The sequence below is a fragment of the Acutalibacter sp. 1XD8-33 genome, from assembly GCF_003612555.1.
In the GTDB taxonomy this organism is placed as follows: Bacteria; Bacillota; Clostridia; order Oscillospirales; family Acutalibacteraceae; genus Acutalibacter.
In genome coordinates, this window is the sequence record NZ_RAZF01000013.1 from 81,455 (window position 1) to 105,246 (window position 23,792).

A 23,792-nucleotide genomic window follows, 5' to 3' on the forward strand; every position below is an offset into this window, starting at 1 on the left:
GCGCGGTCCTCAGCTGAAAACCCGCTGTTCGTTCTGAACCCGGAGAAAGGCGGCAAGGACCAGCCCGGTCAAACAGAGCCCTGCCATACAGAGGTACATCGCCTGTATACCAAAGGCCTCCGCTGTCCAGCCGCCTAGATTCTGCAGGAGGATTCCAGCCAGATTGTTCACGGAGGCCACCACGGACAGGCCCGTGGTGGTGAGCTCCTTGGGCGCCAGAGCCCGGACCATCTTCAGAGAGAGCATCATGTATAGGGAGGAGGCCACGGCTTTTACCAGTACCATCACGCCTACCACGGTCCAGGGAGAAGAGGCCAACCCATAGGCCAGGTATTGCCCGACCGCCAGCAGAAAGCAGATGGCGGCGAGGAGCCTGCCCGATAGCCTGTCCATGAATTTATGGGAGAAGAGGATCAGGGGAATCTCCGTCAGGGTGCTGAGAAAGAGAACCGTGCCCACAGAAACGGCGGGAATTCCCAGGCTTCCCAAAAGCACAGGGGAATAGTTGATGTTCACGCCGGAGCAGCCGGCAAAGAGGAAGGCCGCCAGGAGAAACAGCAGGAACGGGGGATTCCCCAGAAGGGATCCCAGCAAGAGCCTGCCTCCGGCCTTCTTTTTTATGGGGAGGCCCCTTTCCTGGGCAGGGGCCCCGGCCATGGCGGGCTGAATCACAACGCCCCAAAGCCCCAAAAGGCAGAGGCCGCAAGCCCCGGCCACCAATAGAAAAAGGGCGCCGGGGGGGAGCCATTCCAAAACCAGGCCCGCCCCCTGGGCCCCGGCGGCATAACCCAAAGTCCCCCACACCCGCAGCACGCCATAGCGATACTTGCCGCTGCCGGCCACCCGCTCGCACACGGGAGTAATGCTGTTGATAAACGCCATGGTGACGCCGTTCAGGAGAAACAGGGTCCAGAGCCCCCGGCAGGCGGAAAAAACCAGACCCAAACCTCCTACGCTCACCAGCAGCGCCGCGGGGACGGCCTTGGGGTTCCGGGCCCTGTCATTGAGATAGCCTGTTACAGGGGCAATGAAAAAGGAGAAGATCCCGGCAGCGGAAAGAATCAGGGACATCTCCCGGTCTGTCATGCCAATGCCGGAAAGATACACGGAGAGCACGGAGCTATAGGAGGCAAAGGCCAGATAATAGCCGGTATAGAGAAAGATATAGCTTATATAGCTGTCCCTGTATCGGGAGAGTATGGAACCGGCTCTCATACCCAGGCCATGGCGCATGCCAGGGCCAGCACAAGGCCCAGGCGGATCAGGTGATGGGACAGGTGGAGGTTTCCCGCCCGCTTTCCGTTGCACAGGGCGGCAGTGCAGACGATGGTCCCGCCCAAGAGCATCAAAAGCCAGTCCAGGCCGCCGCCCACCAGGCAGTCGATTCCGGCGGCCAGCACCCCCAGAGAGCCTCCCAGCATCAGCAGGGCAGGGGCGGAACCGGTCTTTTTGTATAGCTGGCTTCCGGCGGCGATCCCGTGCAGAAGGGCAAAAAGCCACGCCAGAACGCACACCGCCAGAGTGAAAATCACATGAAATTGATGGTCCATAGGATTCTCTCCTTATGTAAAATGATTTGTAGAGTGATACGGAGTTTATAGAGTAATACGGAGTGGCCTCCGGCACACCGCGCCAAGCGAGGCGAAATGATCTGGCAGGGTTTCGCGGTAGTTTCAGAAAGATGAACACTCGCGCGGCTCGGTTTATCTTTCTGTTTTGCTTCGTAAAACTCTGCCAAGCTGGGTGCGGATGCTCTCAACTGGCCAGGGGCCTGTCTCACCTGCCGGTTCGGTCGGGTCAGAGCAAGAGTTCATGCCTGCATGAACTCTTCGCCACTGGCGATTTTCTCCGCCGCTTGACCGCGCAATGTGGTTAACTTTAGCATTCAAAGCTAACCAGGGTAAAAGTTTCGTAGACTTCGTTTTACGAAGTCTTACCTTTCTCAAAGGTTGCGGGGGACGGGAGCAGAGTTTGTAAGACGAAGTCTAACCAACTCTCAGTCGCCGGAGGCCTTCCAATACTCAAAAAAGCGCTTCCAAAAGTCTTGTTTTCACGCATGCCGGCCGCTCTTTCGCCGCCGCATCCTCTGCCGGAGCTTCACGGGATACACTGGGCTCTGGGAATTGGCGATCACATGGTCCACCAGATGGAGCGCCGCCAGCATGAACACAATGGCGAACAGCAGTAACGGCATCAGGGCGATGAGCATGGGCAGGGTTACGCTTACCAGCGAGAAGAACCATCCGAAGAACAGGAACGCCAGCAGGAACGCCGAGAGCAGTCCGGAAAACAGCAGCCCTCGCAGGGTGTTGAAGGGCGCGCTTACCTTAAACAGCATGAAGAATCCGGTCATAGCCGTCATGATTACCGCCATGGTAGAGACTTCCTCCGCCGCCAGGGCCAGGGGTTCCGCCAGGGCGCAGAGGGCCACGATGTTAGCGGTCATGGTCAGGGAGGCCGGGATGCACATTCGGATCACATTGCTGATGAATTTTCCTCGCAGACGATCGTTGTTGGGCTCTAGAGCCAGAATAAACGAGGGCACACCGATTGTCAGGGAACTGATGAGGGTCTGCTGGATGGGCACAAAGGGGTAGGGATAATTGATAAAGATGAACAGCACCCCGATCAGCGCGGAAAAAATTGTCTTTACCAGAAACAGCGAGCTGGACCGCTGGAGATTGTTGATGGACCGCCGCCCCTCCTGGACCACCAAGGGCATGGAGGCGAAGTTGGAATCCAGCAGTACAAGATTGGAGACCGTGCGGGCCGCGTCGCTGCCCGAGGCCATGGCGATGGAGCAGTCGGCCTCCTTTAGGGCCAGCACGTCGTTGACACCATCCCCAGTCATGGCTACGGTGTGGCCGTCCTCCCGCAAGGCCTTCACAAAGGCCAGCTTTTGCTGGGGCGTGACCCGGCCGAATACCGCGTACTCCTTCACTGCCCGGCGGATGTCCTCGTCCGTGCGCAGAGTGGTGGCGTCCACATATTTATCGGCGTTGTCCAGCCCGGCCTTCCGGGCGATATTCGCCACGGTTACCGCGTTGTCTCCGGAGATTACCTTCAGATCAACCCCCTGATCCGCGAAATACCGCAGGGTGCTGGGGGCCTCCTTGCGGATCTTGTCGCTGATGAGCACCAGGCCCATGCTTTGCAGGCCTCCGGGCAGATCCTTGTCTGCGAAGGGCTCTGGGGATTTGCACAGCAGCAGCACCCGCTGGCCGTTCTGGGAATATTGTTCTGCCAGGGCCTTGATGGAGGAGAACCTCTGTCCCAGGATGAATTCTCCCGCGCCCATCACATAGCAGCCTCTGCCAGGGAAAAAAGCCCCGCTCCATTTTCGGGCGGAGGAGAAGGGCACGATTTCCCCGGCCTTCCAGGCGGTGCTCTGGGGCAGGAAATCCTTCAGGGCAAGGAAAGTGGGGTTGTTGTCCGGCAGGGAGTTCACCAGGGCGGTAAGGGCCTCCCGCATATTTTCCTCTGTGAATCCGGCGAAAGGCTTCAGCCCGTCTACCTGCATGCTCCCCTCTGTGATGGTGCCGGTTTTGTCCAGACAGAGGGTATCCACCCGGGCCAGGGTTTCCACACAGTACATGTCCTGGACCAAAGTTTTTCGGGCGGAGAGCTTGATCACGCTCACCGCAAAGGCCAGACTGATCAGCAGCACCAGCCCCTCCGGAATCATGCCTACCATAGCGGCGACAGTGCTCTCCACGCTACTTTGGAAGGTGTTTTCCAAAACAAAGTACTGCTTCCAAAACAGCAGTCCGCCAATGGGCAGAATGGCGAAGCCAATAATCTTTACAATAAAGTCGATGGAATTCATGATCTCGGAATTCCGCTTTTTTACATAGCTGGCGTTTCCGGCGATCTGGTTGGCATAGCTTTCCGCGCCCACATGCTCTACCTGGGCGGTGCATGTGCCGCTTACCAGGAAACTCCCTGAAAGCAAAGGATCTCCCGGCTGTTTCAAAATCGGGTCCGCCTCGCCGGTGAGCAGAGATTCGTTTACCTCACATTCTCCCCCTACCACAGTGGCGTCGGCGCAGATCTGATTGCCGGAGGAGAACACCAGGATATCGTCCAAGACCACATCCTCCACCTGGATGGTGAACTGTTTCCCGTCCCGAAGAACCGTGGCTTTGGGGGAGGAAATCAGAGAGAGCTTGTCGATGGTGCGCTTGGCCCGGATGCCCTGGAAGGAGCCAATGACGATGTTGGAGAAGATCACCCCCATAAACAGGGCACTGCGGGGGGAGCCCACCAGGATGACAGCCAAAGCTAAGGCAAAGTTCAACAGGTTAAAGAAGGTGAGCACATTCTCACGGATAATCTGCCCTTCGGTTTTGCTCTTAATTCCCGAATCCCCGTTGTGCAGGCCTTGGGCCATGCGTTGCTCCACCTGCTGGGGCAGAAGCCCTTCGCTGGGATCGGGATAAAATCTTTGGACAGCCACCTTGGTCTGCTGGGTAGCTGGGGCATGTTGTTTTCTCATTGGCACGGCGACTCCTCTCTCCAGGGATGGGTGTAGGATTCTGCTTCTGTCAGGCAGCACTGTTTCATCTAAGTATACACCTAAAAGACTTTGTTTCCAAGAGCATTGGCAGGAAAAATTGTGAATTATTTTTTGCCGAATTTCACGGGGCGATTTTGGAAAGAACTGCCAATTATCCCTAAAAATCTGGGGGTAAACTCCAAGAAACCCCGGAAAAGCCCGGTGTTTCGGGAAAAAACGGGAGCTTCTCCTCCGCATTTTGATTTGACAACGCATCTCAAAATCGGTATAATACACTAAGAAAACGAAATTTCAAAACAAACAATACCGCAATTTGCGACCGAAAGGAAGAGTATGTAGTATGGCAGCGAAGGAGAAGCTGGAGGCAATGATGATTATGAACCGCAGAACGGGCAAAGTTCTGCAGAGCACCGGACTGGACAACGGCCAGGTAGTAGAGCAGGCAGAGCCCACCGGCGCAGATGTCCAGCTGTGGACGCAGGTAAAGGCTGGCGATGGAATCAAGCTGTTCAACAAAGCCAGCGGCAAAGTGCTGGACGTGATGCACGGCGGCACAGAGGCCGGCACATGGGCGCAGACCTGGGAGGATGTTGGCGGAGACAGCCAGCTGTGGCAGTTTGTGAAGGTGACGCCTACCTATAAAAAGCTGCTGAACATACAGTCTGGCAAGGTGTTGGATATTGTGGACATGCGGGAGGACGACGGCGCGCCCGCCCAGCTTTGGGATGATGTGGAGGGTATAGGCCAGCAGTGGAAGCTGGTTGCTCCGGAAGCCAAGGCCGTCCAGGGCGAGGTCTCTCAGAAAGAGGAGGTCCCAGAGGAGAAGCCCGCCCCGAAAAAGACCAGCCGGAAGCCTGCCGCTACGGAAACTGTCGTAAAAACCGCCCCAAAGGCCAAGGCTCCCGCGAAACGGGGTCGGAAGGCTAAGAGTGGAGAGAATCAATAAAAATTAGAAAAGCGCGGAGGATTTGCCCCGCGCTTTTTGTCTTTCTCGAAAAAAATTCCCGCCGCCGATAGCTCGTCAGCCCTGCTTTTTCTCTTTCGTCAGGTGCTCCTCCACCCGGTACCGGGGTCGGGCCTTTACTTCGCTGTAGATCTTGCCGATATAGCCCCCCACAACCCCCAGGCACAGCATTTGTAGCCCGCCCAGAAGCCAGATGGAGCACACGATAGCCGTCCAGCCGGACACCGCCCAGCCCGCAAAATAGGAGATCAGAGCGTAGAGCAGTCCAAACACGCTGAGGACGGAAACGATGATGCCGAAGTTGGAGATGAGCTTCAGGGGCTTCACGCTGAAGCTGGAGATGCCGTCCAACGCCAGGGCAATCATCTTCTTCAGGGGGTACTTGGACTCCCCTGCGATGCGTTCGTGGCGGTCGTAATAGACATAGTCGCTGCGGTAGCCGATGAGGGGCACCATGCCCCGCAGGAAAAGATTCACTTCCCTGTATTCGGAGAGCCCCTCCAGGGCCCGGCGGCTCATCAACCGGTAGTCCGCGTGGTTGAATACCACGTCCACGCCCAGGAGCTTCATTACTTTATAAAAGCCTTCGGCAGTGGTGCGCTTGAACCAGGTGTCTGTGTCCCGCTTGTTCCGCACGCCGTACACCACGTCGCAGCCCTCCTTATACTTCGCCACGAACTGGTCCAGGGCGTCCACATCGTCTTGCAAATCCGCATCCAGGCTGATGGCGCAGTCACAGCTCTCCATGGCCGTCATCAGCCCGCAGAGCAGGGCGTTCTGGTGGCCCCGGTTGTGGGCCAGCTTTACCCCTTCCACATAGGGATTGTCCTGGTTCAGCCGGGAGATCAGCTCCCAGGTGCCGTCCTTGCTGCCGTCGTCTACCAGAAGCATCCGGCTCTTTTCGTTGGCAAGGCCCGCAGCCTCCATAGCATGGAGCTTGTCCGTCAGCCGCCGGACGGTTTCCGGCAGAGCTTCCTCCTCGTTATAACAGGGGATTACCAAATATACAGTGGGATTTCCAGGGTTCATTTTGATTCCTCCTTGATTTCAGATGTGCCGGGCTCCGGGCCCGGGGCGGGCGGCTCCTCCATCTTCTCCGGCTCTTCCGGCGCTTGGGGAGATTTCTGGGGCCAGGGCCTGGGCTGCAGCCTCTGGGGCGGCGGGGCCTTCCGGCTTTTTTCTTTGGGGGCGGCATCCGCCGCCGGTGCGCCGGGGCTTTCCGGCTCCTCCGGGGCCAGCGGGGCCGGAAGCTGGCCGCCCTTGGGCCGCAGGGGCTGAGGCATCCGGAAGCTGGCCCTGCGCTGTTTGGCGTAAGCGGCGAATTTTCCCGCCCGCATCAGCCGGGGAGGCTTGGGCCCCTGGGGCGCGGGCTTTTCCAGCCGTTTTGCCAGCACCAGATAGCCCACCAACGCCATAAGGGAGCTTAAGCTGATAAGAACGCCGGTTCCCAGGCCAGGGGTGGCATAGGTAAAGTCAATCCGCACGCTGTCCCCCGCCGGCACGGCCACCGCCATAAAGCCCACGTTAACCCGGAAGATCTCGGCGGGCTGGCCGTTGACCTCCGCGCGCCATCCAGGCTCATAGGGCACGCTGAAAAACACCAGCCTGTCCCCAGGGGCGTCTATCTCCGCCGAGAAGCCCTCCCGGGTATAGGCGAAGCTCTTGCAGGCCCCCTGGGCCCGAGCCTCGCAGTCCCTGAAGTACCCGTCCTCGTTAAAGTGCCGGTCGTCCTCTGGCAGATGCTCCAACAGGCCCTCCATTTTGAAGAGATCCCCGTCCTCTACCACCACGGCCCGGAGCATACTCAGCTCTCGGGAGCCTGCGGAGGTGTCGCTGCCTTTGGACAGATCTTCATATTCGCTGCGGGGCAAATAATACTCATAGGTGAAGCCCATGGGAATGTAGGCCTCGTTTTCCCAAATGTCGTAGCCATTGGCATTGCCGTAGTAGGCCCAGCCTGGCATAAGGGGTTCGCTGGAATCCTGGCCGGCAAAGAAGTCCGTGTCCCGGTCGTCGTCAAAGAGCCAGTGGACCGAGAGCAACCCCCGAATGGCATAATGGCTGGTTTTGGGCCGGGACCCCACATCCCGCTGCACCCCGATGGAATCATAGAAATCCATCACAGACCCAGGCACAATGCTGTGAAAGGCCTGGATGGAGGGAATCTGCCAGAACATGGCGGCGTTGTCCATGGATTCATAGAAATCTGACCGGCATTCCTGCAAATCTGTCAGGGGCACATTGACCCCGCCGTTCAGCTGATAGGGGATGATGCTCTTCCAGGTATAGTCCGACTGAGTCTTGCCCAGAGAGATAAAGAAGATGGCATAAACCACCGATACCGAGCAGAGGCACCACATAACGGCCCGCTTGAACACCCGGCGGCTTCTGCGGCAGAACAGAAACAGGTACACCACCAGCCCCAGACTGATCAGAGCAATGGCCGTGTAGGACCAGAATCGGGTGGGATACTCCATCAGGCCGAAGCTCCACACCTCTTCTTCCTCCACCATCTCCTTATAGGGCATGAAGCCGATTACTGCGGCCATGGCTGTGGTGATCGTCACGCACCAGGTCACAGAGCGCCGCCAGTCCACCCGCTCATTTTCTAGGGCGAGAATGGTGGCCAGGGACATCATCAGGGTGAGCATGTAGAACCACCGGGCATAATAGGAGGCGTTCAGCATCTGGAAGGAGGAGTTGAGGAAAGGAACCATGGCCATGGCGAACAGAATCCAGAGCATTTTTTTCAGCCAGTGCTTCCGCCGCAGCTGAAGCCAGCCCACCACGCCGGTCATGCCGAACAGGGGAAGCCACGCACCCAGAGAGGACCATTTGGATTCGGAATCCGGGGTGAAATTGGGCCGGGCAGGCAGGTCCGGCGGGAAGAACAGGCACTGGAGGATGTGCAGGTAGCGCTGGTTTCGGTTATAGAGGACAGCGTTCCAGCCGTTTACCATATTATCCACCCGGTTGTTCTGGAGTACGGCCAGCACGGAAGGCGCCAGCAGCAGATAGGAAAGTCCCACCCCAATGAGGGCCTCCAGGGCGAGAAGCAGAAAATCCTTGAAGGAGATCCGAAAGCTCCCGCAGAAAAGCCGCAGGAAGAAATAGATCAGGGCAAAGGTTACCTGGCCCACAAAGAAGTAGTAGTTCACGAAACAGCAGGCAAACACCGCGAGAGCAAAGATTCCCCGGCGACGGTTGGCGATGTATTCGTCTATGGCGGCCAGGAGCAGAGGGAAGAAGATAATGGCCTCATGGAAATGGTTAAAAAAGATATTATAAATGGAAAACCCGGAAAAAGCATAGAGCACTGCGCCGATCAGGGCGGTGTCCGGAGATTTTGTGTATCGGTGCAGGTATACATAGCCAGTAAAGCTGGCACAGGCGAATTTCAGAATGAGCAGGGGGCCCATTAAAAATTGCAGCCATTCCGAGGGGAAAGGGATGGTAAGCCAGAAAAAGGGACTTCCCAGCAGATAGAAAGAGTAGGAGCCGATGAAGTTGGCCCCCAGATCGGTCAGATGGTTCCAGCCCCAGCGCCCAGAGCGGATGGCGTCATGGGCCAAGCGGTAAAACGGCACCTGCTGTACATTGAAATCCCCGTAAAACAGGAACCGCCCGCCATCCACCAGGATGAAAGGCAGGAATACAAGAAAGGAAAGCCCCAGGCCCAGGGCAAAGGATTTTAGAAAGTAATTGTCCCGGAAGGACAATTTTATCTGTTTTTTCGCTGTCATCCAGACACCTCCGGAGAAGCCCGCCCGAAGGGGGCCCTCGATGTGAAATCCCGAACTGAAAAGAGCTGCGGAGGATACTTGGAACCTCCCCAAAAGCTCTCTGAAAAAGACGCCGGCCTTCCAGGCTTCCCTGTAGCTTGGCAAAGTCAACGCCGGGCACACTCTTTAAAGATAAATGCTGTTCCCAAAGAGATAAAAACCCTCTTTTGTGAACCAAATGCAGAAAAACAAGCTCGAAAATCGGTGAATAGCGATTTTCAAGTATGTCTACAGATAGTATAGCACAAAAGTCGCTGGGAATAAAGGGGTTTTTCCCGGATTTTTCCTTTCCCGATTTCCCGCGCGGTATCCGCTGTATAACGCGGGAGTTCTTTTTGGCAGAATAGCCTCCGAAACATGAAAACGGCGCGGCATGAAAAGCTGCGCCTGGATAGGCGTTTGGGCTCAGCTTATGGGAACATGTTCAAAAAAAACTTGACAAATGCGAACGCACGTTCTAAAATAGTAGAGAACAAAGATTTGGGGGCAGTTATGGAAAACGGAATCCTGCATGTGGACATGAATAATTTCTACGCCTCGGTGGAGACTCTTTACGCGCCGGAGTACCGGGATGTGCCCATGGCCGTGGCCGGGGACCGGGAGAGCCGCCACGGGATTATCCTGGCGAAGAACATGCTTGCCAAGGAAAAGGGCGTGAAAACTGCCGAGCCCATCTGGCAGGCTATGCGGAAGTGCCCGGACCTGCGGCTGCTGCCTCCCCACCACGACCGCTACGCCCGGTTCTCCCGGCTGGCAAAGGAGCTGTACTGCCGGTATACCGACCAGGTGGAATCTTTCAGCCTGGACGAATGCTGGCTGGACGTGTATGGCAGCGAAAGGCTGTTCGGTTCCGGACGGGATATCGCGGAGGACATCCGCCGGCGGGTGAAAAGCGAGCTGGGGTTGACAGTGTCGGTAGGCGTGTCTTTTAACAAGGTTTTTGCCAAGCTGGGCAGCGACTACAAAAAGCCCGACGCGGTCACGGAGTTCGGCAGGAAGGAAATGGAGTCCATCATCTGGAAGATGCCCTGCGAGGAGCTGCTTTTTGTGGGCCCCAAGGCGGCAAAGACCTTGCACCAGTACGGGATGCACACCATCGGGGACATCGCCAGGGTGGAGCTGCTTGTGATGCGCCAGCTCATGGGCCGCAGGGGGGAGACCTTGTGGCTTTACGCCAACGGCCTGGACGACTCCCCGGTACAGGGCCCCGGAGAGCAGGAGGACCCCAAATCCATCGGCAGCAGCACCACCCTGCCCAGGGACATCACCCGGGAGGAGGACGTGAAGGCCACACTGCTGGCGCTGTCCGAGTCGGTGGCCGCCCAGCTGCGCAGGCACGGGCTGAAAACCCGGGAGGTGCAGCTCACGGTGCGCAACGGGGACTTTCAGGAGATCCAGCGGCAGACCCAGCTGGCCGCGCCGGTATGCGATTCTCAGTCCCTGTACCAGGCGGCGCTGGAGCTATACCGCCGGGAGAACAAGAAATGGGAGGTCCGGCTGCTGGGGGTCCGGGCCGGGCACCTGAGCCCGGCCGAGGAGAGCCAGCTGAGCTTTTTTGAGAACACGGACGGCCTCCAGCGCCGGGAGCGTCTGGAAAACGCGGTGGACCGGGTGCGGGAGAAGTACGGGGACGGGAGCATCCGCCGGGCCTTTATGATGGAGAAAACGCGCGGGGAGGGCGATTAGCCCGGAATCCGCAGGAGCTCTTGCCGGAAGATGAAAAACTAACCCTTTCACAGAACAGATAATAAGGAATGACGCGGTCCAGGGGCGTTAGGCCCCTGGTAGGGTTCTTAGGGGCAACGCCCCTAAGTCGCCGGAGGCCTTTTATTACTCAAAAAATATTTTCGCAAGAAGTCTATTGTGGAGTATTCAGGGGCCTCCGGGGGCAAAAAACGCCCCCTACGGCAAGACCTTGAGGGCTCTGCCCTCAAACTCCTGCGGCCTTTGAAAAGGCCGGCGAAACTTTTACGGCCCTCACCGAAAGATGGGAGAGAGATATGGACATTTTTGAAAAACTGGAAATCCTCACGGACGCGGCCAAGTACGACGTGGCCTGCACCTCCAGCGGCGTGGACCGCCCCGCCCAGAAGGGCAAGCTGGGCAATGCCGTCAAGGCCGGAATCTGCCACAGCTTCGCCGCGGACGGCCGGTGCATCTCCCTTCTGAAGGTGCTTATGAGCAACGACTGCGCCTTCGACTGCACCTACTGCGTGAACCGCCGGTCCCAGGACTGCCGCCGGACCACCTTCACCCCCCAGGAGCTGTGCCGGCTCACCATGGAGTTCTACCGCCGCAACTACATCGAGGGGCTCTTCCTCTCCTCCGCCGTGGTGAAAAACCCGGACTACACCTGCGAGCTCATGCTCACCGCCCTGAAGGCCCTGCGGGAGGACTACGGCTTCTGGGGCTACGTCCACGTGAAGGCCATCCCCGGGGCCAGCCCCCGGCTCACCGAAAAGCTGGGCCTCTACGCCGACCGGATGAGCGTGAACATCGAGCTGCCCTCCGGCCAGAGCCTGAAAACCCTGGCCCCCCAGAAGAGCAAGGAGAAGATTCTGGCCCCCATGGGGCAGATCCGGGACGGCATCGCCCAGAACAGCAAGGAGATCGTCCGCTATAAGGCCGCGCCCCGGTTCGTCCCGGCGGGGCAGTCCACCCAGATGATCATCGGCGCCAGCCCGGAGACCGACCGGCAGATTCTGGCTCTCACGGAAGGCCTCTACAAGATCTACCGGCTGAAGCGGGTGTTCTTCTCCGCCTACATGCCCGTGGTGGCGGACCGGGCCCTCCCCGCCCTGAACACGCCCCCGCCCCTGCTGCGGGAGCACAGGCTCTATCAGGCGGACTGGCTCCTGCGGTTCTACGGCTTCTCCGCCGGGGAGATTCTGGACGACGAGAACCCGGACTTCAACCCCCTGCTGGATCCCAAGTGCAACTGGGCCGTGCGCCACATGGAGCATTTCCCGGTGGAGGTGAACACCGCCCCCTACGAGATGCTGCTGCGGGTGCCGGGGATCGGGGTGAAGAGTGCCATGCGGATCCGGGCCGCCCGGCGGCAGGGCCGGTTGGACTTCGACGGTCTGAAAAAGCTGGGCGTGGTGCTCAAGCGGGCCCGGTATTTCATTGTGTGCGGCGGAAAGAGCGCCTCGCCCCTGCCCATGGACAACCCCGCCGTGATCGCCGGAGCTATCAGCGAGCGGGGGCTGGGTCAGCAAAAAATGGAGCCGCCGGAGCAGCTCTCGCTCTTCAGCCCCACAAGGGAGGATGGTGTAAAATGCTTGACAGGACAAATCTAGTCTACCGCTACGACGGAAGCTACCAGGGCTTCCTCTGCTGCGTGGCGGAGTGCTTTGCGGACAAGCGCCTGCCCCAGGGTGTCCAGCCTTTGGACGAGCCCCAGGCCACCCTGTTCAGCATCAAGGTGGTAGAAACCCGGCCGGAGCTGGCCCGGCGGGTGGAGAAGTCTCTTGTCCAGAGAATCTCCCCGGAGGCCCACCGGATGGTACGGGACGGCTTTCTCACCTGCATGGAGGACAAGGAGCTGCGGCTGATCCGCTTCATCCTGCTGGGCTACCAACATGGAGCCAAAGTGACGGGAATGACCGTGAACGACGACGTCCACGCGGTAAACAAAGCCCTGCTTTACCTGAAAAATGAAGCCCACTACCATGTGGAGTTCATCCGCTTCGCGGACTGCGGGGGCTTTCTGGCGGCTATGATCACGCCCAATAATATGGTGCTGCCTCTTATTGTGGGCCATTTTTGCGAACGGTTTAATACGGAGAACTTCGTGATCTTCGATAAAAGCCACGGCATGGGATTTGTCTATCAGACAGGAGAGCGGCCCTGCCGGGAGTTTTTCTATGCGGACAGCCTGGAGCTGCCAGAGCCCAGCGAAGAGGAAGAAAAATTCCGGAACCTATGGCGGCTCTTTTATGATACCATTGCCGTAGAGGGGCGGATCAACCACAAGCTCCGCCGGGGAAACATGCCCATGCGCTATTGGCCCAACATGACGGAGTTCCAGAGAGATCCTGACTAAAAGAACCGTATTCACAGCCTGTAATTACAGGCTGTGTGGCTTTTTCAGACCTGCCACAGCTGATTTTATTATGACGGCTGGAGTGAAACTCTGCGGTCCCGCAATATGCTATAGGCTTTGATAGTGTATTGAGTCCCGCCTGCCGGAGGCCTGCCCAGCAAGAAAGGCCTTCTCCGGAGCATCCGGAGCATATAGTAAACGCACTTTATGGGGTTCAAGCCACGTTTTACTTGCGGTTTTGCGGATTAAGTGGTATAATAGCAATGATTACCTCGATAGTGGGAAAAAGGGGCTGAGATGCGCGGGCATGTATATTTCCCGCCAGGTATACCCAATCTGAAAAATAAAAATCCCAAAAGGGGATGTTTCTTTTGGAAAACCGTGAAAAAGTCTATGGGGAAGGAATCATTGCCGGGCGGAATCCGGTCGCCGAAGCCCTGCGTTCCGGGCGGGCGATTGATTCCCTCTACGTAGCCAAGGGCCAGCGCCAGGACGGAGGTCTGTCTGCCAAAGCTAGGAAGGCCGGGATTCCCATCAAAGAGGTTGACGCCCGCAAGCTGGACCATATGTGTAACGGCGCGAACCACCAGGGCGTTCTGGCGGTAGCCGCCGCCAAAGAGTACGCCACTGTGGAGGATATGCTGGCTTTGGCTGAAGCCCGGGGAGAGCCCCCGCTGCTTCTGGTCTGCGACGGCCTGGAGGACCCCCACAACCTGGGCGCTGTACTCCGGGGCGCGGAATGCGCCGGGGCCCATGGGGTGATTATCCCCAAGCGGCGGAGCGTAGGCCTGACCTATGCGGTGGCAAAGGCCTCCGCGGGAGCGGTGGAATACGTTCCCGTAGCCCGGGCGCAAAATCTGGCTGTTCTGGCAGAGGAATTAAAAAAGCGCGGACTTTGGATCTTCGCGGCGGACATGGACGGCCAGCCCTGGTGCCAGGCGGACTTTACAGGCCCCACAGCCATTGTAATCGGGTCAGAGGGAAAGGGCGTCAGCCGGCTGGTCAAAGAAAAGGCGGACTTTGTGGTTTCGCTGCCGGTTCGGGGCAGGGTGAACTCCCTGAACGCCTCGGTGGCGGCAGGAATTCTGTGCTATGAAGCCGTCCGCCAGCGCGGGTTGCGCTGAGTTTGGCTCCATACGGCGCGCGGCGCGGCTTTTGCCACCTTTGCGGCCACAAGCAAGCCGTGTTCAAGAAAGTTTCGGCCATACCCAGAAAGGAAAGTGGTCATCAACATGAAAGATGATTTTACCTTGGAAGATATCCTGGAGGAACAGCGTCTGGAGCGGGAAAAGGCCCAGGCTGCCGGTCGAGAAAGACCGCTGCCGGAAGGCGTGGAATATGTAGAAGTAGAACCCGATCTGGAGGAGGCTTCTTTTTCCTATCCTCAGGCGGCGGCCACTGGCACACGGGAGGAACAGCCCGCGCCAGTCTATGAGGAGCCGTCCGTTCCTTCCCCGCCCATCCAGGACCAAACTCCTCCCCAGCGAGAGGACGAGCCCGCCCCGGAAGAGCCGGAAGGGAAGAAAAAGAAGAAAAAGCGCTGGGGCCTGTTCGGCCGGAAGAAAAAGGTCCCGGATTTCGATGAGAACGAGGACGACATGTACTATGGCATCCAGCTGAAGCCTATTGACGAATACCGGCTGGATGGAGACACCCCTCCTTTGGGGGAAGAGGGCTACAAGGCTTTGTTCGACGATTCCCAGGCCATTGACGACGAGGTAGAGGAGAATTTCCAGCGGCTGCAGAAGGAGCGCCGCCGTCGGGTGGCAGAGGCGGTACAGAGCGCCGGGATGGACGAGCAGCAGGTGGCGGACGAGTTCGGCGTGGTGGCTCCCATGCCGGTGACGCCCTTTGCCGCCGATCCCTACGCCAGGCAGCACGGATTGGACCCGGAAGGCGCTCAGACCCAGGCCGGGCTCTCCGACCTGCAAAAGGCCATGTTGGAAACCTCTGACCAGACCATGGAGATCAAGCTGAACGTGCTGAACAGCACCATGGAGCTGCAAAGCCTGCGGGACGCCCAGCCGGTCAGCGATGAAACAGTGGACCGGATCCTCGCTTCCGCTCCTGCTGAGCCCCCGGTCTATCAGGAACAACCCCAGGTTCAGCGTGAGGAGCCATACGTGCCGGAGGAGATCTATCAGGAGCTGCTGCCGGAGAAGCCGGCCCAGTCGGAATACGGAGAGTATCCAGAGCCTATTTATGAAGAGGACGATCAAGCCTCCTATGCGGAGCCTCAGGCCTATACCCCCGCCCCGCTGGAAGAATATCCGGAATATGAGGAATACCGGGAGGAGCCCGGCTATCCGGCCGAAGGGCAATCCCTTCCCGCTTATCCCCAGGAAGGGCCCCAGTATGAGCGGCAGGAGCCTGAACTTCCCATGGGCAGCGGGACGATACCCGTATACCAAGAGGCCTCTTCCTCAGAGTCTCCGCCGGTTCAGGCCGCCGGGCCCGGAAGGGAATACCCCCGTGTCCAGGAGTATCAGGAGCAGCCCACAGTTCGCCCGTCCCAAGAGCCTGTTCCCGCCCGCACCATCGAGATGCCCAAATCTGCCATCGAAAAAGAGCTGGAGGCCGCGCAGGCTTCAAAAGGTCCGACGGCAGAGCCGCCAAAACCCGCGCCCCCGCCCAGACCGGTCCATGAGGTGCCTTATGTAGAGGACATCTTCCAGTACCGCTCCCGGAATATCTCCACCCATATCATCAACGCGGATGTGCTGCAAAGCGCCCTGCTTTCTGAGTCGGAGAGCCTACAGCGGCACCGGGACGCCATGCAGGCAAAACAGGCCCCCCGCAAACGGGTAAAAAGGCCCCGGCCCGAGGAAGCGGCCGAGACGGCGGCTCAGGAGCAGAGCCCCAGAAAGGGCGCGGAAGAGTCCATCGAGGATTACACTGGTCCAGAGGATGCCCGCTCTATCTCCAACGAGCTGCGGGGAGAAATGCGGGAGCTGTCCCTGCGGCTGATGATTACCGGGGTGTGCACCGTGCTGCTGGCCCTAGTGAGCCTGATCTGCCGCAGCCGGTTCTCTCTCAAGGAGAGCGGAGGCAGCTGGCCTTTAGCCTATGTAATCCTCACGCTGGTATTCCTCATCGTGGCTGCCGGAGTGTGCTACAAAACGGTTGGAAACGGCTTGAAAGCGCTGTTTTCCGCCAAGGCCAATTCCGACAGCGGCGTCGCGGTGGCTGTGCTGGCGGTACTGGTACAGACCGTGACTTCCCTGTTTTTCCGGGACCAGCTGGTGGAGGCCGGCCTTCATCTCTATGCCGCCGTGGCGTCGGCGCTGCTCTTTGTGAACGCGGCGGGCAAGCTCACTATGATCCGGCGGATTCACAGCAATTTCCGGTTTGTCACTTCCCGAGAGCAGAAATACGGCGTCCAGCTCTATGATGACTATAACACCTCCTTGAAAATGACCAAGGACTGCGTAGCAGAGAAACCCCTCGTCGCTTACCAGTGCAGGGCAGGGTTTTTAAAACGCTTCTTGGAACTCTCCTACACACCGGACCCCTCGGAGGCCTCCTCTCAGCTTATGGCTCCTCTTGGGCTGATTTCCTCTCTGGTGTTATGCATCGCCACGCTGTTAATTACCCGGAACGTGCCCACCGCTATCGGGGCTTTCTCGGCAGCCTGCTGCGCCTGTGTGGCAGCGGGAAATATGCTCTCGGTGAACCTCCCCATTAGCAATATGTGCAAGACAGTGCGCCGGGCCGGCGGCATGGCCGTGGGGTATGAGGCGGTGGACAAGCTGGGCGACGTAAACGCTGTGATTGCCGACGCTGGGGAACTCTTTCCCACAGGCACGGTGGTGCTCGCGGGCATCAAAACCTTTGGCAGCAAGGTAATGGCCGAAGATGGAATTATGGCTGCCTCCGCCCTGATGAAGGAAGTGGGCGGTCCACTCTCTGGGGTATTCGACCAGGTGATCAGCGAGAACGAGGACGCGCTGCCCCAGGTGGAAAAGTACGCCTATGAGGCAGGAGGCGGCGTTGTGGGCCGGGTAGACGGCCAGACCATATATATCGGCGGGCGGGGGCTGCTGATCAACCACCGGCTGGAAGCTCCCAGCCGGGAGGAAGAAACCCAGTATGCCTCCGGCAACAAAAACATCATCTATATCGCGGTGGACGCGGACGTGGTGGCCATGCTGGTCTTGACCTATGCCGCAGACCGCCGCCGGAAGAACGAGCTTCAGCGCCTGGAGGACAGCGGAATCAGCGTGCTGGTCCGCACCACAGACCCCAACGTGACGGTGGGGCTGGTTTCCCGGCTGTTTGGGATCGACTCCGCCAGTGTGGGCATTCTGGACGGCCAGCTGGGCGAGATTGCCCGACAGCTGACTCAGGAGACGGCTCCTAGAGCCGACGCCGTCGCGGCCACAAAGGGCCGGATGGAGTCCATGATGAGCCTGATCGCCGCCTGTGTGGAGCAGAAGCGCATGGCGGGCGTCTTGGTGGCGATCCAGACCGCCGCACTGATTTTAGGCTTTGTGCTGGTGGCTTTCCTGTCCTGCTTTGGGTTTATCCGGCAGCTTTCCGCTTTTCTGCTGTTCGGCTTTGAGATGTTCTGGGTGGCGGTTTTGGTGCTGCTGCCCAAGCTCCGGCGGTAAATAGCAGCGTTTCAATAAGAAAGGCTTTCTCCTGAGATATCGTTAACGCAGTTCAAAAGAGGTACTTTACCTCTTTTGAACCAGGCGGCGTAGCCGCCCAGCTTGAAATCGGGAAATACCGATTTCAAGTGCGTTTACTATTGCAAGCATTAAAAATAGGTTACACAAGGTCAAACGGCCTGTGTAACCTATTTTTTTGCAAAGAAATGAGAGAACGACGGAACCGGGGGTGAGAAATCATGTGGAAATACAGATACTTGACATTCGCGGACCGCAAGCAGATTTCCGCATGGTATCAGTCAAACGACCGTGCGGCAGACGTAGCGGTTCGGCTGGGTATGAGCGTAAAAACGATATACCTTGAATTGAAGCGCGGGGAAGAAACGGACGAAAGCGGGGCCGTTATGAAAGTATGTTTCCGCCAGCGGAATTTACCTGGACTCACAATCCCCCAATTTCTCAGGACCATTCCGGGCTTTGATGCGCCGGAGTTGCTCCAACGGCTCCACATCCACAGACTGCGGTACAATGCCAGCAGGAGCTTCCACCTGGAGAGGGAGCGCCCGGCCACCAGGCTGTAGGTCATCTGCTCAAAGGCCATGCCGGTCACGGCGGGGAAGAACACCGACATACGAAACATGGGCGGAATTAGGTCGATTGCAATGCTTTATTGAATTTCCCCAGTACCTCTGGTATGGCGATGCTCTGGGGGCACAGCTTCTCACAGGCCCCACAGCCCAGGCAGGCCGAGGGAAGTTCCTTTTCTTCCATGGCGTTGAGGGTGAAGCTGAGGGAGCCCAGGCCCTTGTTATAATTTATCTCATTATACATAGAAATCAGCTTTGGAATGTCCAGCCCCTGTGGGCAGGCTTCGCAGCAGTAGCGGCAGACGGTGCAGGGCACCAGGTCGGCCAGATCGGCCACCACTTTTTGCAGCAGGGCCTTTTCATCGTCCGTAAGTGGGTCATCCTGAGAGAAGAGCCGCAGGTTTTCCTCCAACTGCTCCATGGTGGTCATGCCGGAGAGTACCACCTGCACTCCGGGCAGGCTCTGCAGGAATCGGAAGGCCCACGCCGCCATGGAATCCTCCGGACGGGCGGCTTCCAAGAGCTGTTGACAGTCAGGCCGCAGGTTGGCAAGGCTGCCGCCCCGCACCGGCTCCATGACGATCACCGGGATGCCCCTGCCCTCTAAAAGCCGGTACTTGCTCTTGGCGTCCTGCAGCTCCCAGTCCAGGTAGTTGAGCTGGATCTGCACGAACTCGAAGGTGTCCGGGTAGTGATCCAAAAACTTCCCGATGGTGTCGGCCCGTCCGTGGGCGGAGAAGCCCAGATGGCGGATCTTCCCGGCTTCTTTCTGCTCCAACAGGTAGCGCACCACGCCCAATTCCTCGTTGGTGTAGAAGTCATAGGAGGTCTCGCACAGGTTGTGCAGGAGGTAAAAATCGAAGTAGTCCACGCCGCACTTTTCCAGCTGCTCCTCAAAAATGGAGGCAATGGACTTCACTTCCTCCCCGGCAAGGTACCCCTGGAACCCCAGCTTGCCGTCCTTGTAATTCATCATGTGCCCCGGCATTTTCGAGGCCAAGTACCAGGTGCCCCGGGGGAACTGGCTGAGCACCTTCCCCACAAAGCCCTCGGATTCGCCCCCATGGTAGCGGTAGGCGGTGTCGAAGTAGTTGACTCCCTGGTGGTAGGCGTGTTCGATGATGGCACGGGCTTTTTCCTGGTCGATGGGCCCGCGCTCGCCTACAGTGGGCAGGCGCATGTTGCCCATGCCCAGGGTGGAGAGTTTTAGGTCTTGGAATGGTTTGTACAGCATGATGGTTCCTCCTCGTGGTTTTTATCCATTTTAACATTTAGGGTGCGATCTAGGTCAATAGGCATAGGAAAATTCCGAAACATAAACCGCATGTCGTTCCAGTAAGACTGCCTGCTCCGGGACTACAACAAGAATCCGCTCTGGTTTCTCAATATTGTTCAAAAGCACCAGCGGGTCGGCGTTAAATGGCGTAGAGTCCGGCGCGTCCACTGTACCCCAATGGGTGCATAGGAGTTTGGTGCTGGGGGAAGCGTCTGTCAGCTTTATAGCCCCGTCCAAGCCGATATGCCAGTCATTGTCGGAGAATCAAACAGTATCACATTCGGCTGGAGCATTTCCAGATGCTCGGGCAGCAGGCGGGAATCCCCCGGCAGCCGTACCGTCGGTGTGTCCAGCCAGTAGCCGCAATAGTCCTCACGTTTCCACTCTCGATACTGGTGGTCGGGGAAATCATTCTGCCAGTTGTGCCAGGCCGGGGTGGTCGTCAGCTCTACCGGCCCGATGGAGATTTTCTCCCCAATACCATGGCAAGTGCCGGGCAGGCCGTTCTCCCTCATGGCCTCAGCCACATAACCGGGGGCGTGGTAAGATTTGCACACACCCTTAAGGTGTTGGCAAGTGGGGATGCTGGCGTGATTTCGTAAATATCCGCCTCCATGCAGTCCGCCAGCCGCCGGGCGACGCCTTCTATGTTGTTGGTGCAGGAGAAGTAGGCCACCAGCACCTTGCTCTGGTCAGGGTCAGGAGAGGGAGCAGGTGTTTTGTTGGTCAGCTTAGCAGGACGCTGGCAGATGTGGTTGCGTCCACGTCTACCGAATCCGGGTCGTCCACATGGGTGTTTTCCGCCCAGGTGAAGTAGGCAATCAGGATGTGTTCTTTCTTTGACGCTGGAGGAAGGCTTTCAGCCGGTTTACTGGAATAAACAGGTTCAGGCTCACTGCTCTCTGGAGAAGGGCTGGTCGTTGGCAACGAGCTTTTCTGTGACACCGTAAGGGTAGGCGCAGGCAGTTGGATCTCCGGGGCAGAGGAACAGGCGGTGAGAGTCAAAAGAATTGCGACCAATAGTGCGCCAATATACCCTTCAGATTCATTCTGCTTCCTCCCTTCTGTGCGGCCTGCGCAGCAGTCTTTGTCCATAATACCCCAAGGCCGCAAACAGCCCCATGATGGCAAGATAGTCCAGATAGAACAGCAACGCCGGTTCGCTGAAATCAAAGAACACAAACTGGTTTTGTAGGAACATATAGGTCAAAAATCCCCGGCGGATAAAGGCCCACAGGCCATACGCTGCCGTAAGCCCCGCGCAAACACGCAAGAAAATTTTCGCAGCAGGCGCCGGTTTCGCGGCTTTCCGGGCCAGGCTCATCACCACGCCCCAATGCAGCCCGATATGCATGGACATGAGCACATATCCCCAATAGGAGCCTGCCAAGTGCATAGAGCGGGCCATGACCATACCGCCCAGGTGCAAAAAGCCAAAGACGTGACGGGACATGGTAACTCCGCTGACCATCAGGCACAACATATCAACGAACAGCAGTCCATCTATAGCTGTCTGGGCAATGCGGCCTCCTGTCCACTTTCCTCGGAACAGGGAGCCGTACCACCCGGCGTTCAGTCCATGGTGCAGCAGGAACAAAAGGAACATCCCCGCCCCGGCCCACTCATGGACCGCATCGCCCCACAGGTGGTAGCCCATCAGCAAGAGCAGGGCGGCAGTCATCGCCAGGTCTGCTGCCCTCCGGCATACTCTTTTCACTCTCATCTATTCTGCGCCATGACGCCCACCAGCTTGTGGGGAACATAGGGCTCTTCCAGGTAGGCGATTTCCTCCGCAGTCAGTTCCAAGTCAACCGCCCTAGCCGCCCTCTCGATGTGGTGCAACTTTGTCGCCCCCACCACCGGCGACGTGACCCTCGTCAGCAGCCAGGCCAAAGATACTTCCGTCATGCTCACCTCATGCTTATCTGCCAACTCCGCGACCCGGGCGATGATCTCCCCGTCCTGCTCCGCCATAGCGTCATACTTGCCTTTGGCATAAGTGTCTTGCTCCAAGCGCTTGGAGGTCTCGCCGGGCCGCCGGGAGAGCCGTCCCGATGCCAGAGCGCTGTAGGGTGTCATGGCGATATTGTCCTCCTGGCACAGCCTTGCCATCTCCCGCTCCTCCTCCCGGAAGATGAGGTTATAGTGGCCCTGGATGGACACGAACTTGGCAAAGCAGTTCGCTTCTGCCAGAGCGTTGGCTTTTGCCAGCTGGTAGGCGTAACAGTTGGAGATGCCGATGGCCCGGACCTTGCCTGCTTTTACGGCGTTATTCAGTCCCTCCATGATCTCAAATGTTGGGGTGTTATAGTCCCAGGAGTGGACAATGTACAGGTCCACATAGTCCATGCTTAGGTGCCGAAGGCTGGCGTCCAGCATATTCTGCACGTGCCGCTGGCCGGTAATCCCGGCGCCGATCTCGGCCTGACTGCGGGGCGGGAATTTGGTAGCAACCACCACGTCCTCCCGCTTTGCGAGGCTGCGAAGGATGCGGCCCAGGTATTCCTCGCCGGTGCCGCCCTGGTAGGCGATGGCCGTGTCAAAGAAATTCACGCCCAGCTCAAGCCCCCGCTTGACGATCTCTTTGGAGCTCTGCTCGTCCAGCGTCCAGGAGTGCATCCCCTTCTGGGAGTCGCCGAAGCCCATGCAGCCCATGCAGATGCGGGAGACGTTCAGTTCCGAATTGCCTAATTTTGTGTACTTCATGATGGTTCCTCCAATTTATATACCTGGCTTAACAAATAGGGTTTCTTCCGGGAACTGTTCCATATTTTTCTCCCAGCTTTCAGGTGGGACATCCTCAATGGACACAGACACAAACTTGCTTTCTATTCCCAGCTCATTTGCGATAAAAGATTGTGTTTCATCGGCTAACGCTTGTTTGGCTTCCTTGTTTCTGCCAGGGAACATTGAGATAGCAATGTGTGGCATCTTTTTCTCCCTTCATTCGGCGGCCAGAATCGTGATGGTTCCAGACATTTTCGAAATAATATCCGCTCTTTCTGTCGCGGTTCCCAGTTCAAACAAGTCGGGATTTTCACGAAAATCGCCATAGAACATCACCGCATCTCCCCAGGGTGCATAGTAGGCCAGAGTACCTGCCCCTCCCTTTGCCAAAGGGGAATCCGTTGTATCCAGCGCTTGGGTTGGATAGAATATCTTTTCGTTTGTGCTGAAATCCTCAACCGCCAGGGAGAGGGGGAGCTGCCCACGCAGAGAGGATGCCGCCGCGCTGCCGTTCAGCTCATAGGTCACCTGACCTTGTTCGGATTGAACGATGATTTTTGCGGCCATTTTTTCATCTCCTTTGTCATAGTTTGTCATTACTTTTATACCACTTTCCCCAGACTCCAGACCCTGGAGCCAATCCGCTACAGCCTGTTCCGGCTCTCGTGCCTCAGAACTGCCCAGCGACAGCCCCCCCGTTATTGCCGCGTCTGGCTCAGCGCTTTCTATGGCGTTGATGGTGCCGGAAAACCCGCTGCCGCCGCTGGTGACAAAGGGCGCTATGGTCTTTCCGGACAGGTCGTACTCATCCAGGAACGTGTAGAGGATCATGGGCATATCGCCCCACCAGTTGGGGAAACCCAGGAACACCACGTCGTACTGCTCCAAGTTCTCAAGCCTGCCGGAGATGGCCGGGCGGGCACCCTCGGCCTGCTCTTCTTTAGCGATATCCAGCAGAGCGTCGTAATCGTCCGTATAGGGCGTTTCCGGCTGGATTCTGAACACATCCGCCCCGGTCTGCTGAACAATGGCTTCAGCCACCGCCTCCGTGTTGCCAGACCAGGAGAAGTAGACCACCACAGCGTTGGTTCCCGCAGGCTCCGGCTGGGGAGAGGGTGTTTCCCTCGCCGCCGGGGTTTCCGTAGGAGCGAGAGTTTCCGTGGGGGTAGGCGTTTGCGCCGAGGTGTCAGCGCCAGTGATAAAATGTAAAAAAACGCCGAGGAAAAAATGTAGTTTTGTGGCGGAGGTGAAGGGAAAAAGATAGACTCCCAATCAGGGCGAGAAA

General features: G+C 57.9%; 21 protein-coding genes. 7 read left to right on the top strand and 14 right to left on the bottom strand.

Annotated features, from left to right (window positions below):
* Positions 1-9: 9 nt before the first annotated feature.
* The 3 genes from D7X94_RS10225 to D7X94_RS10235 all read right to left on the bottom strand — a co-directional run bounded on the left by D7X94_RS10225 (position 10) and on the right by D7X94_RS10235 (position 4,495).
* Positions 10-1,215 carry an MFS transporter gene (locus tag D7X94_RS10225; RefSeq protein ID WP_158590991.1) on the bottom strand — a complete coding sequence of 402 codons (1,206 nt, stop codon included), beginning with the start codon at positions 1,213-1,215 and terminating at the stop codon, positions 10-12.
* Positions 1,212-1,550 (bottom strand): hypothetical protein, encoded by a 339-nt coding sequence (locus tag D7X94_RS10230; protein WP_120427618.1) that lies wholly within the window; start codon positions 1,548-1,550, stop codon positions 1,212-1,214. The genes D7X94_RS10225 and D7X94_RS10230 overlap by 4 nt, the downstream gene beginning before the upstream one ends.
* Positions 1,551-2,050: 500 nt before the next feature.
* Entirely contained in the window at positions 2,051-4,495 is a 2,445-nt protein-coding gene (locus D7X94_RS10235) for a cation-translocating P-type ATPase (protein WP_243111257.1), read from the bottom strand.
* Between the two features lie 361 nt (positions 4,496-4,856).
* Between D7X94_RS10235 and D7X94_RS10240 the strand changes: the two genes are divergently transcribed.
* On the top strand, positions 4,857-5,462 hold the full coding sequence (locus D7X94_RS10240) for an RICIN domain-containing protein (RefSeq protein WP_120427619.1): 606 nt from the start codon (positions 4,857-4,859) through the stop codon (positions 5,460-5,462).
* A gap of 75 nt (positions 5,463-5,537) precedes the next feature.
* Here the strand turns inward: D7X94_RS10240 and D7X94_RS10245 are convergent, their stop codons facing one another.
* On the bottom strand, positions 5,538-6,509 hold the full coding sequence (locus tag D7X94_RS10245; RefSeq protein ID WP_120427620.1) for a glycosyltransferase family 2 protein: 972 nt from the start codon (positions 6,507-6,509) through the stop codon (positions 5,538-5,540).
* Positions 6,506-9,223, bottom strand: coding sequence for a YfhO family protein (locus D7X94_RS10250; protein WP_199715066.1), 2,718 nt, complete (start codon positions 9,221-9,223; stop codon positions 6,506-6,508). Before D7X94_RS10250 ends, D7X94_RS10245 begins: the two co-directional genes overlap by 4 nt.
* A gap of 531 nt (positions 9,224-9,754) precedes the next feature.
* On the opposite strand from D7X94_RS10250, the gene dinB reads away from it, so the two are divergent.
* The 6 genes from dinB (at position 9,755) to D7X94_RS10280 (ending at position 18,498) form a co-directional block, all read left to right on the top strand.
* Positions 9,755-10,948: a DNA polymerase IV gene (gene dinB, locus D7X94_RS10255; RefSeq protein ID WP_120427621.1), complete on the top strand. Its 1,194-nt coding sequence runs from the start codon at positions 9,755-9,757 to the stop codon at positions 10,946-10,948.
* Positions 10,949-11,262: 314 nt separating this feature from the next.
* A complete protein-coding gene (locus D7X94_RS10260) occupies positions 11,263-12,561 on the top strand; it encodes a putative DNA modification/repair radical SAM protein (protein WP_120427622.1) in 1,299 nt (432 codons plus the stop codon).
* Entirely contained in the window at positions 12,540-13,307 is a 768-nt protein-coding gene (locus D7X94_RS10265; protein ID WP_120427623.1) for a TIGR03915 family putative DNA repair protein, read from the top strand. The genes D7X94_RS10260 and D7X94_RS10265 overlap by 22 nt, the downstream gene beginning before the upstream one ends.
* Before the next feature lie 362 nt (positions 13,308-13,669).
* A complete protein-coding gene (rlmB, locus tag D7X94_RS10270; protein ID WP_120427624.1) occupies positions 13,670-14,431 on the top strand; it encodes a 23S rRNA (guanosine(2251)-2'-O)-methyltransferase RlmB in 762 nt (253 codons plus the stop codon).
* Positions 14,432-14,539: 108 nt separating this feature from the next.
* On the top strand, positions 14,540-17,917 hold the full coding sequence (locus tag D7X94_RS10275; protein WP_120427625.1) for a hypothetical protein: 3,378 nt from the start codon (positions 14,540-14,542) through the stop codon (positions 17,915-17,917).
* A gap of 239 nt (positions 17,918-18,156) precedes the next feature.
* Positions 18,157-18,498 (top strand): helix-turn-helix domain-containing protein, encoded by a 342-nt coding sequence (locus tag D7X94_RS10280; protein ID WP_120427626.1) that lies wholly within the window; start codon positions 18,157-18,159, stop codon positions 18,496-18,498.
* 67 nt (positions 18,499-18,565) lie between these two features.
* Here the strand turns inward: D7X94_RS10280 and D7X94_RS10285 are convergent, their stop codons facing one another.
* From D7X94_RS10285 to D7X94_RS19165, 9 genes are all read right to left on the bottom strand, one after another.
* Positions 18,566-19,738 carry an aldo/keto reductase gene (locus D7X94_RS10285; RefSeq protein WP_120427627.1) on the bottom strand — a complete coding sequence of 391 codons (1,173 nt, stop codon included), beginning with the start codon at positions 19,736-19,738 and terminating at the stop codon, positions 18,566-18,568.
* A 54-nt stretch (positions 19,739-19,792) separates the two neighbouring features.
* A complete protein-coding gene (locus D7X94_RS18165) occupies positions 19,793-20,017 on the bottom strand; it encodes a hypothetical protein (RefSeq protein ID WP_147401703.1) in 225 nt (74 codons plus the stop codon).
* A complete protein-coding gene (locus tag D7X94_RS10290; RefSeq protein WP_120427628.1) occupies positions 20,002-20,295 on the bottom strand; it encodes a hypothetical protein in 294 nt (97 codons plus the stop codon). Before D7X94_RS10290 ends, D7X94_RS18165 begins: the two co-directional genes overlap by 16 nt.
* Positions 20,292-20,462 (bottom strand): flavodoxin, encoded by a 171-nt coding sequence (locus D7X94_RS19515; RefSeq protein ID WP_330558197.1) that lies wholly within the window; start codon positions 20,460-20,462, stop codon positions 20,292-20,294. Before D7X94_RS19515 ends, D7X94_RS10290 begins: the two co-directional genes overlap by 4 nt.
* A gap of 44 nt (positions 20,463-20,506) precedes the next feature.
* Positions 20,507-20,707 (bottom strand): hypothetical protein, encoded by a 201-nt coding sequence (locus D7X94_RS10300; protein ID WP_147401704.1) that lies wholly within the window; start codon positions 20,705-20,707, stop codon positions 20,507-20,509.
* 118 nt (positions 20,708-20,825) lie between these two features.
* Positions 20,826-21,503 carry a DUF4405 domain-containing protein gene (locus D7X94_RS10305; protein ID WP_120427631.1) on the bottom strand — a complete coding sequence of 226 codons (678 nt, stop codon included), beginning with the start codon at positions 21,501-21,503 and terminating at the stop codon, positions 20,826-20,828.
* Positions 21,500-22,486: an aldo/keto reductase gene (locus tag D7X94_RS10310; RefSeq protein WP_120427632.1), complete on the bottom strand. Its 987-nt coding sequence runs from the start codon at positions 22,484-22,486 to the stop codon at positions 21,500-21,502. Before D7X94_RS10310 ends, D7X94_RS10305 begins: the two co-directional genes overlap by 4 nt.
* A gap of 15 nt (positions 22,487-22,501) precedes the next feature.
* A complete protein-coding gene (locus D7X94_RS10315) occupies positions 22,502-22,711 on the bottom strand; it encodes a tautomerase family protein (RefSeq protein ID WP_120427633.1) in 210 nt (69 codons plus the stop codon).
* A gap of 12 nt (positions 22,712-22,723) precedes the next feature.
* On the bottom strand, positions 22,724-23,587 hold the full coding sequence (locus D7X94_RS19165; protein ID WP_243111259.1) for a flavodoxin: 864 nt from the start codon (positions 23,585-23,587) through the stop codon (positions 22,724-22,726).
* Between the last annotated feature and the right edge of the window lie 205 nt (positions 23,588-23,792).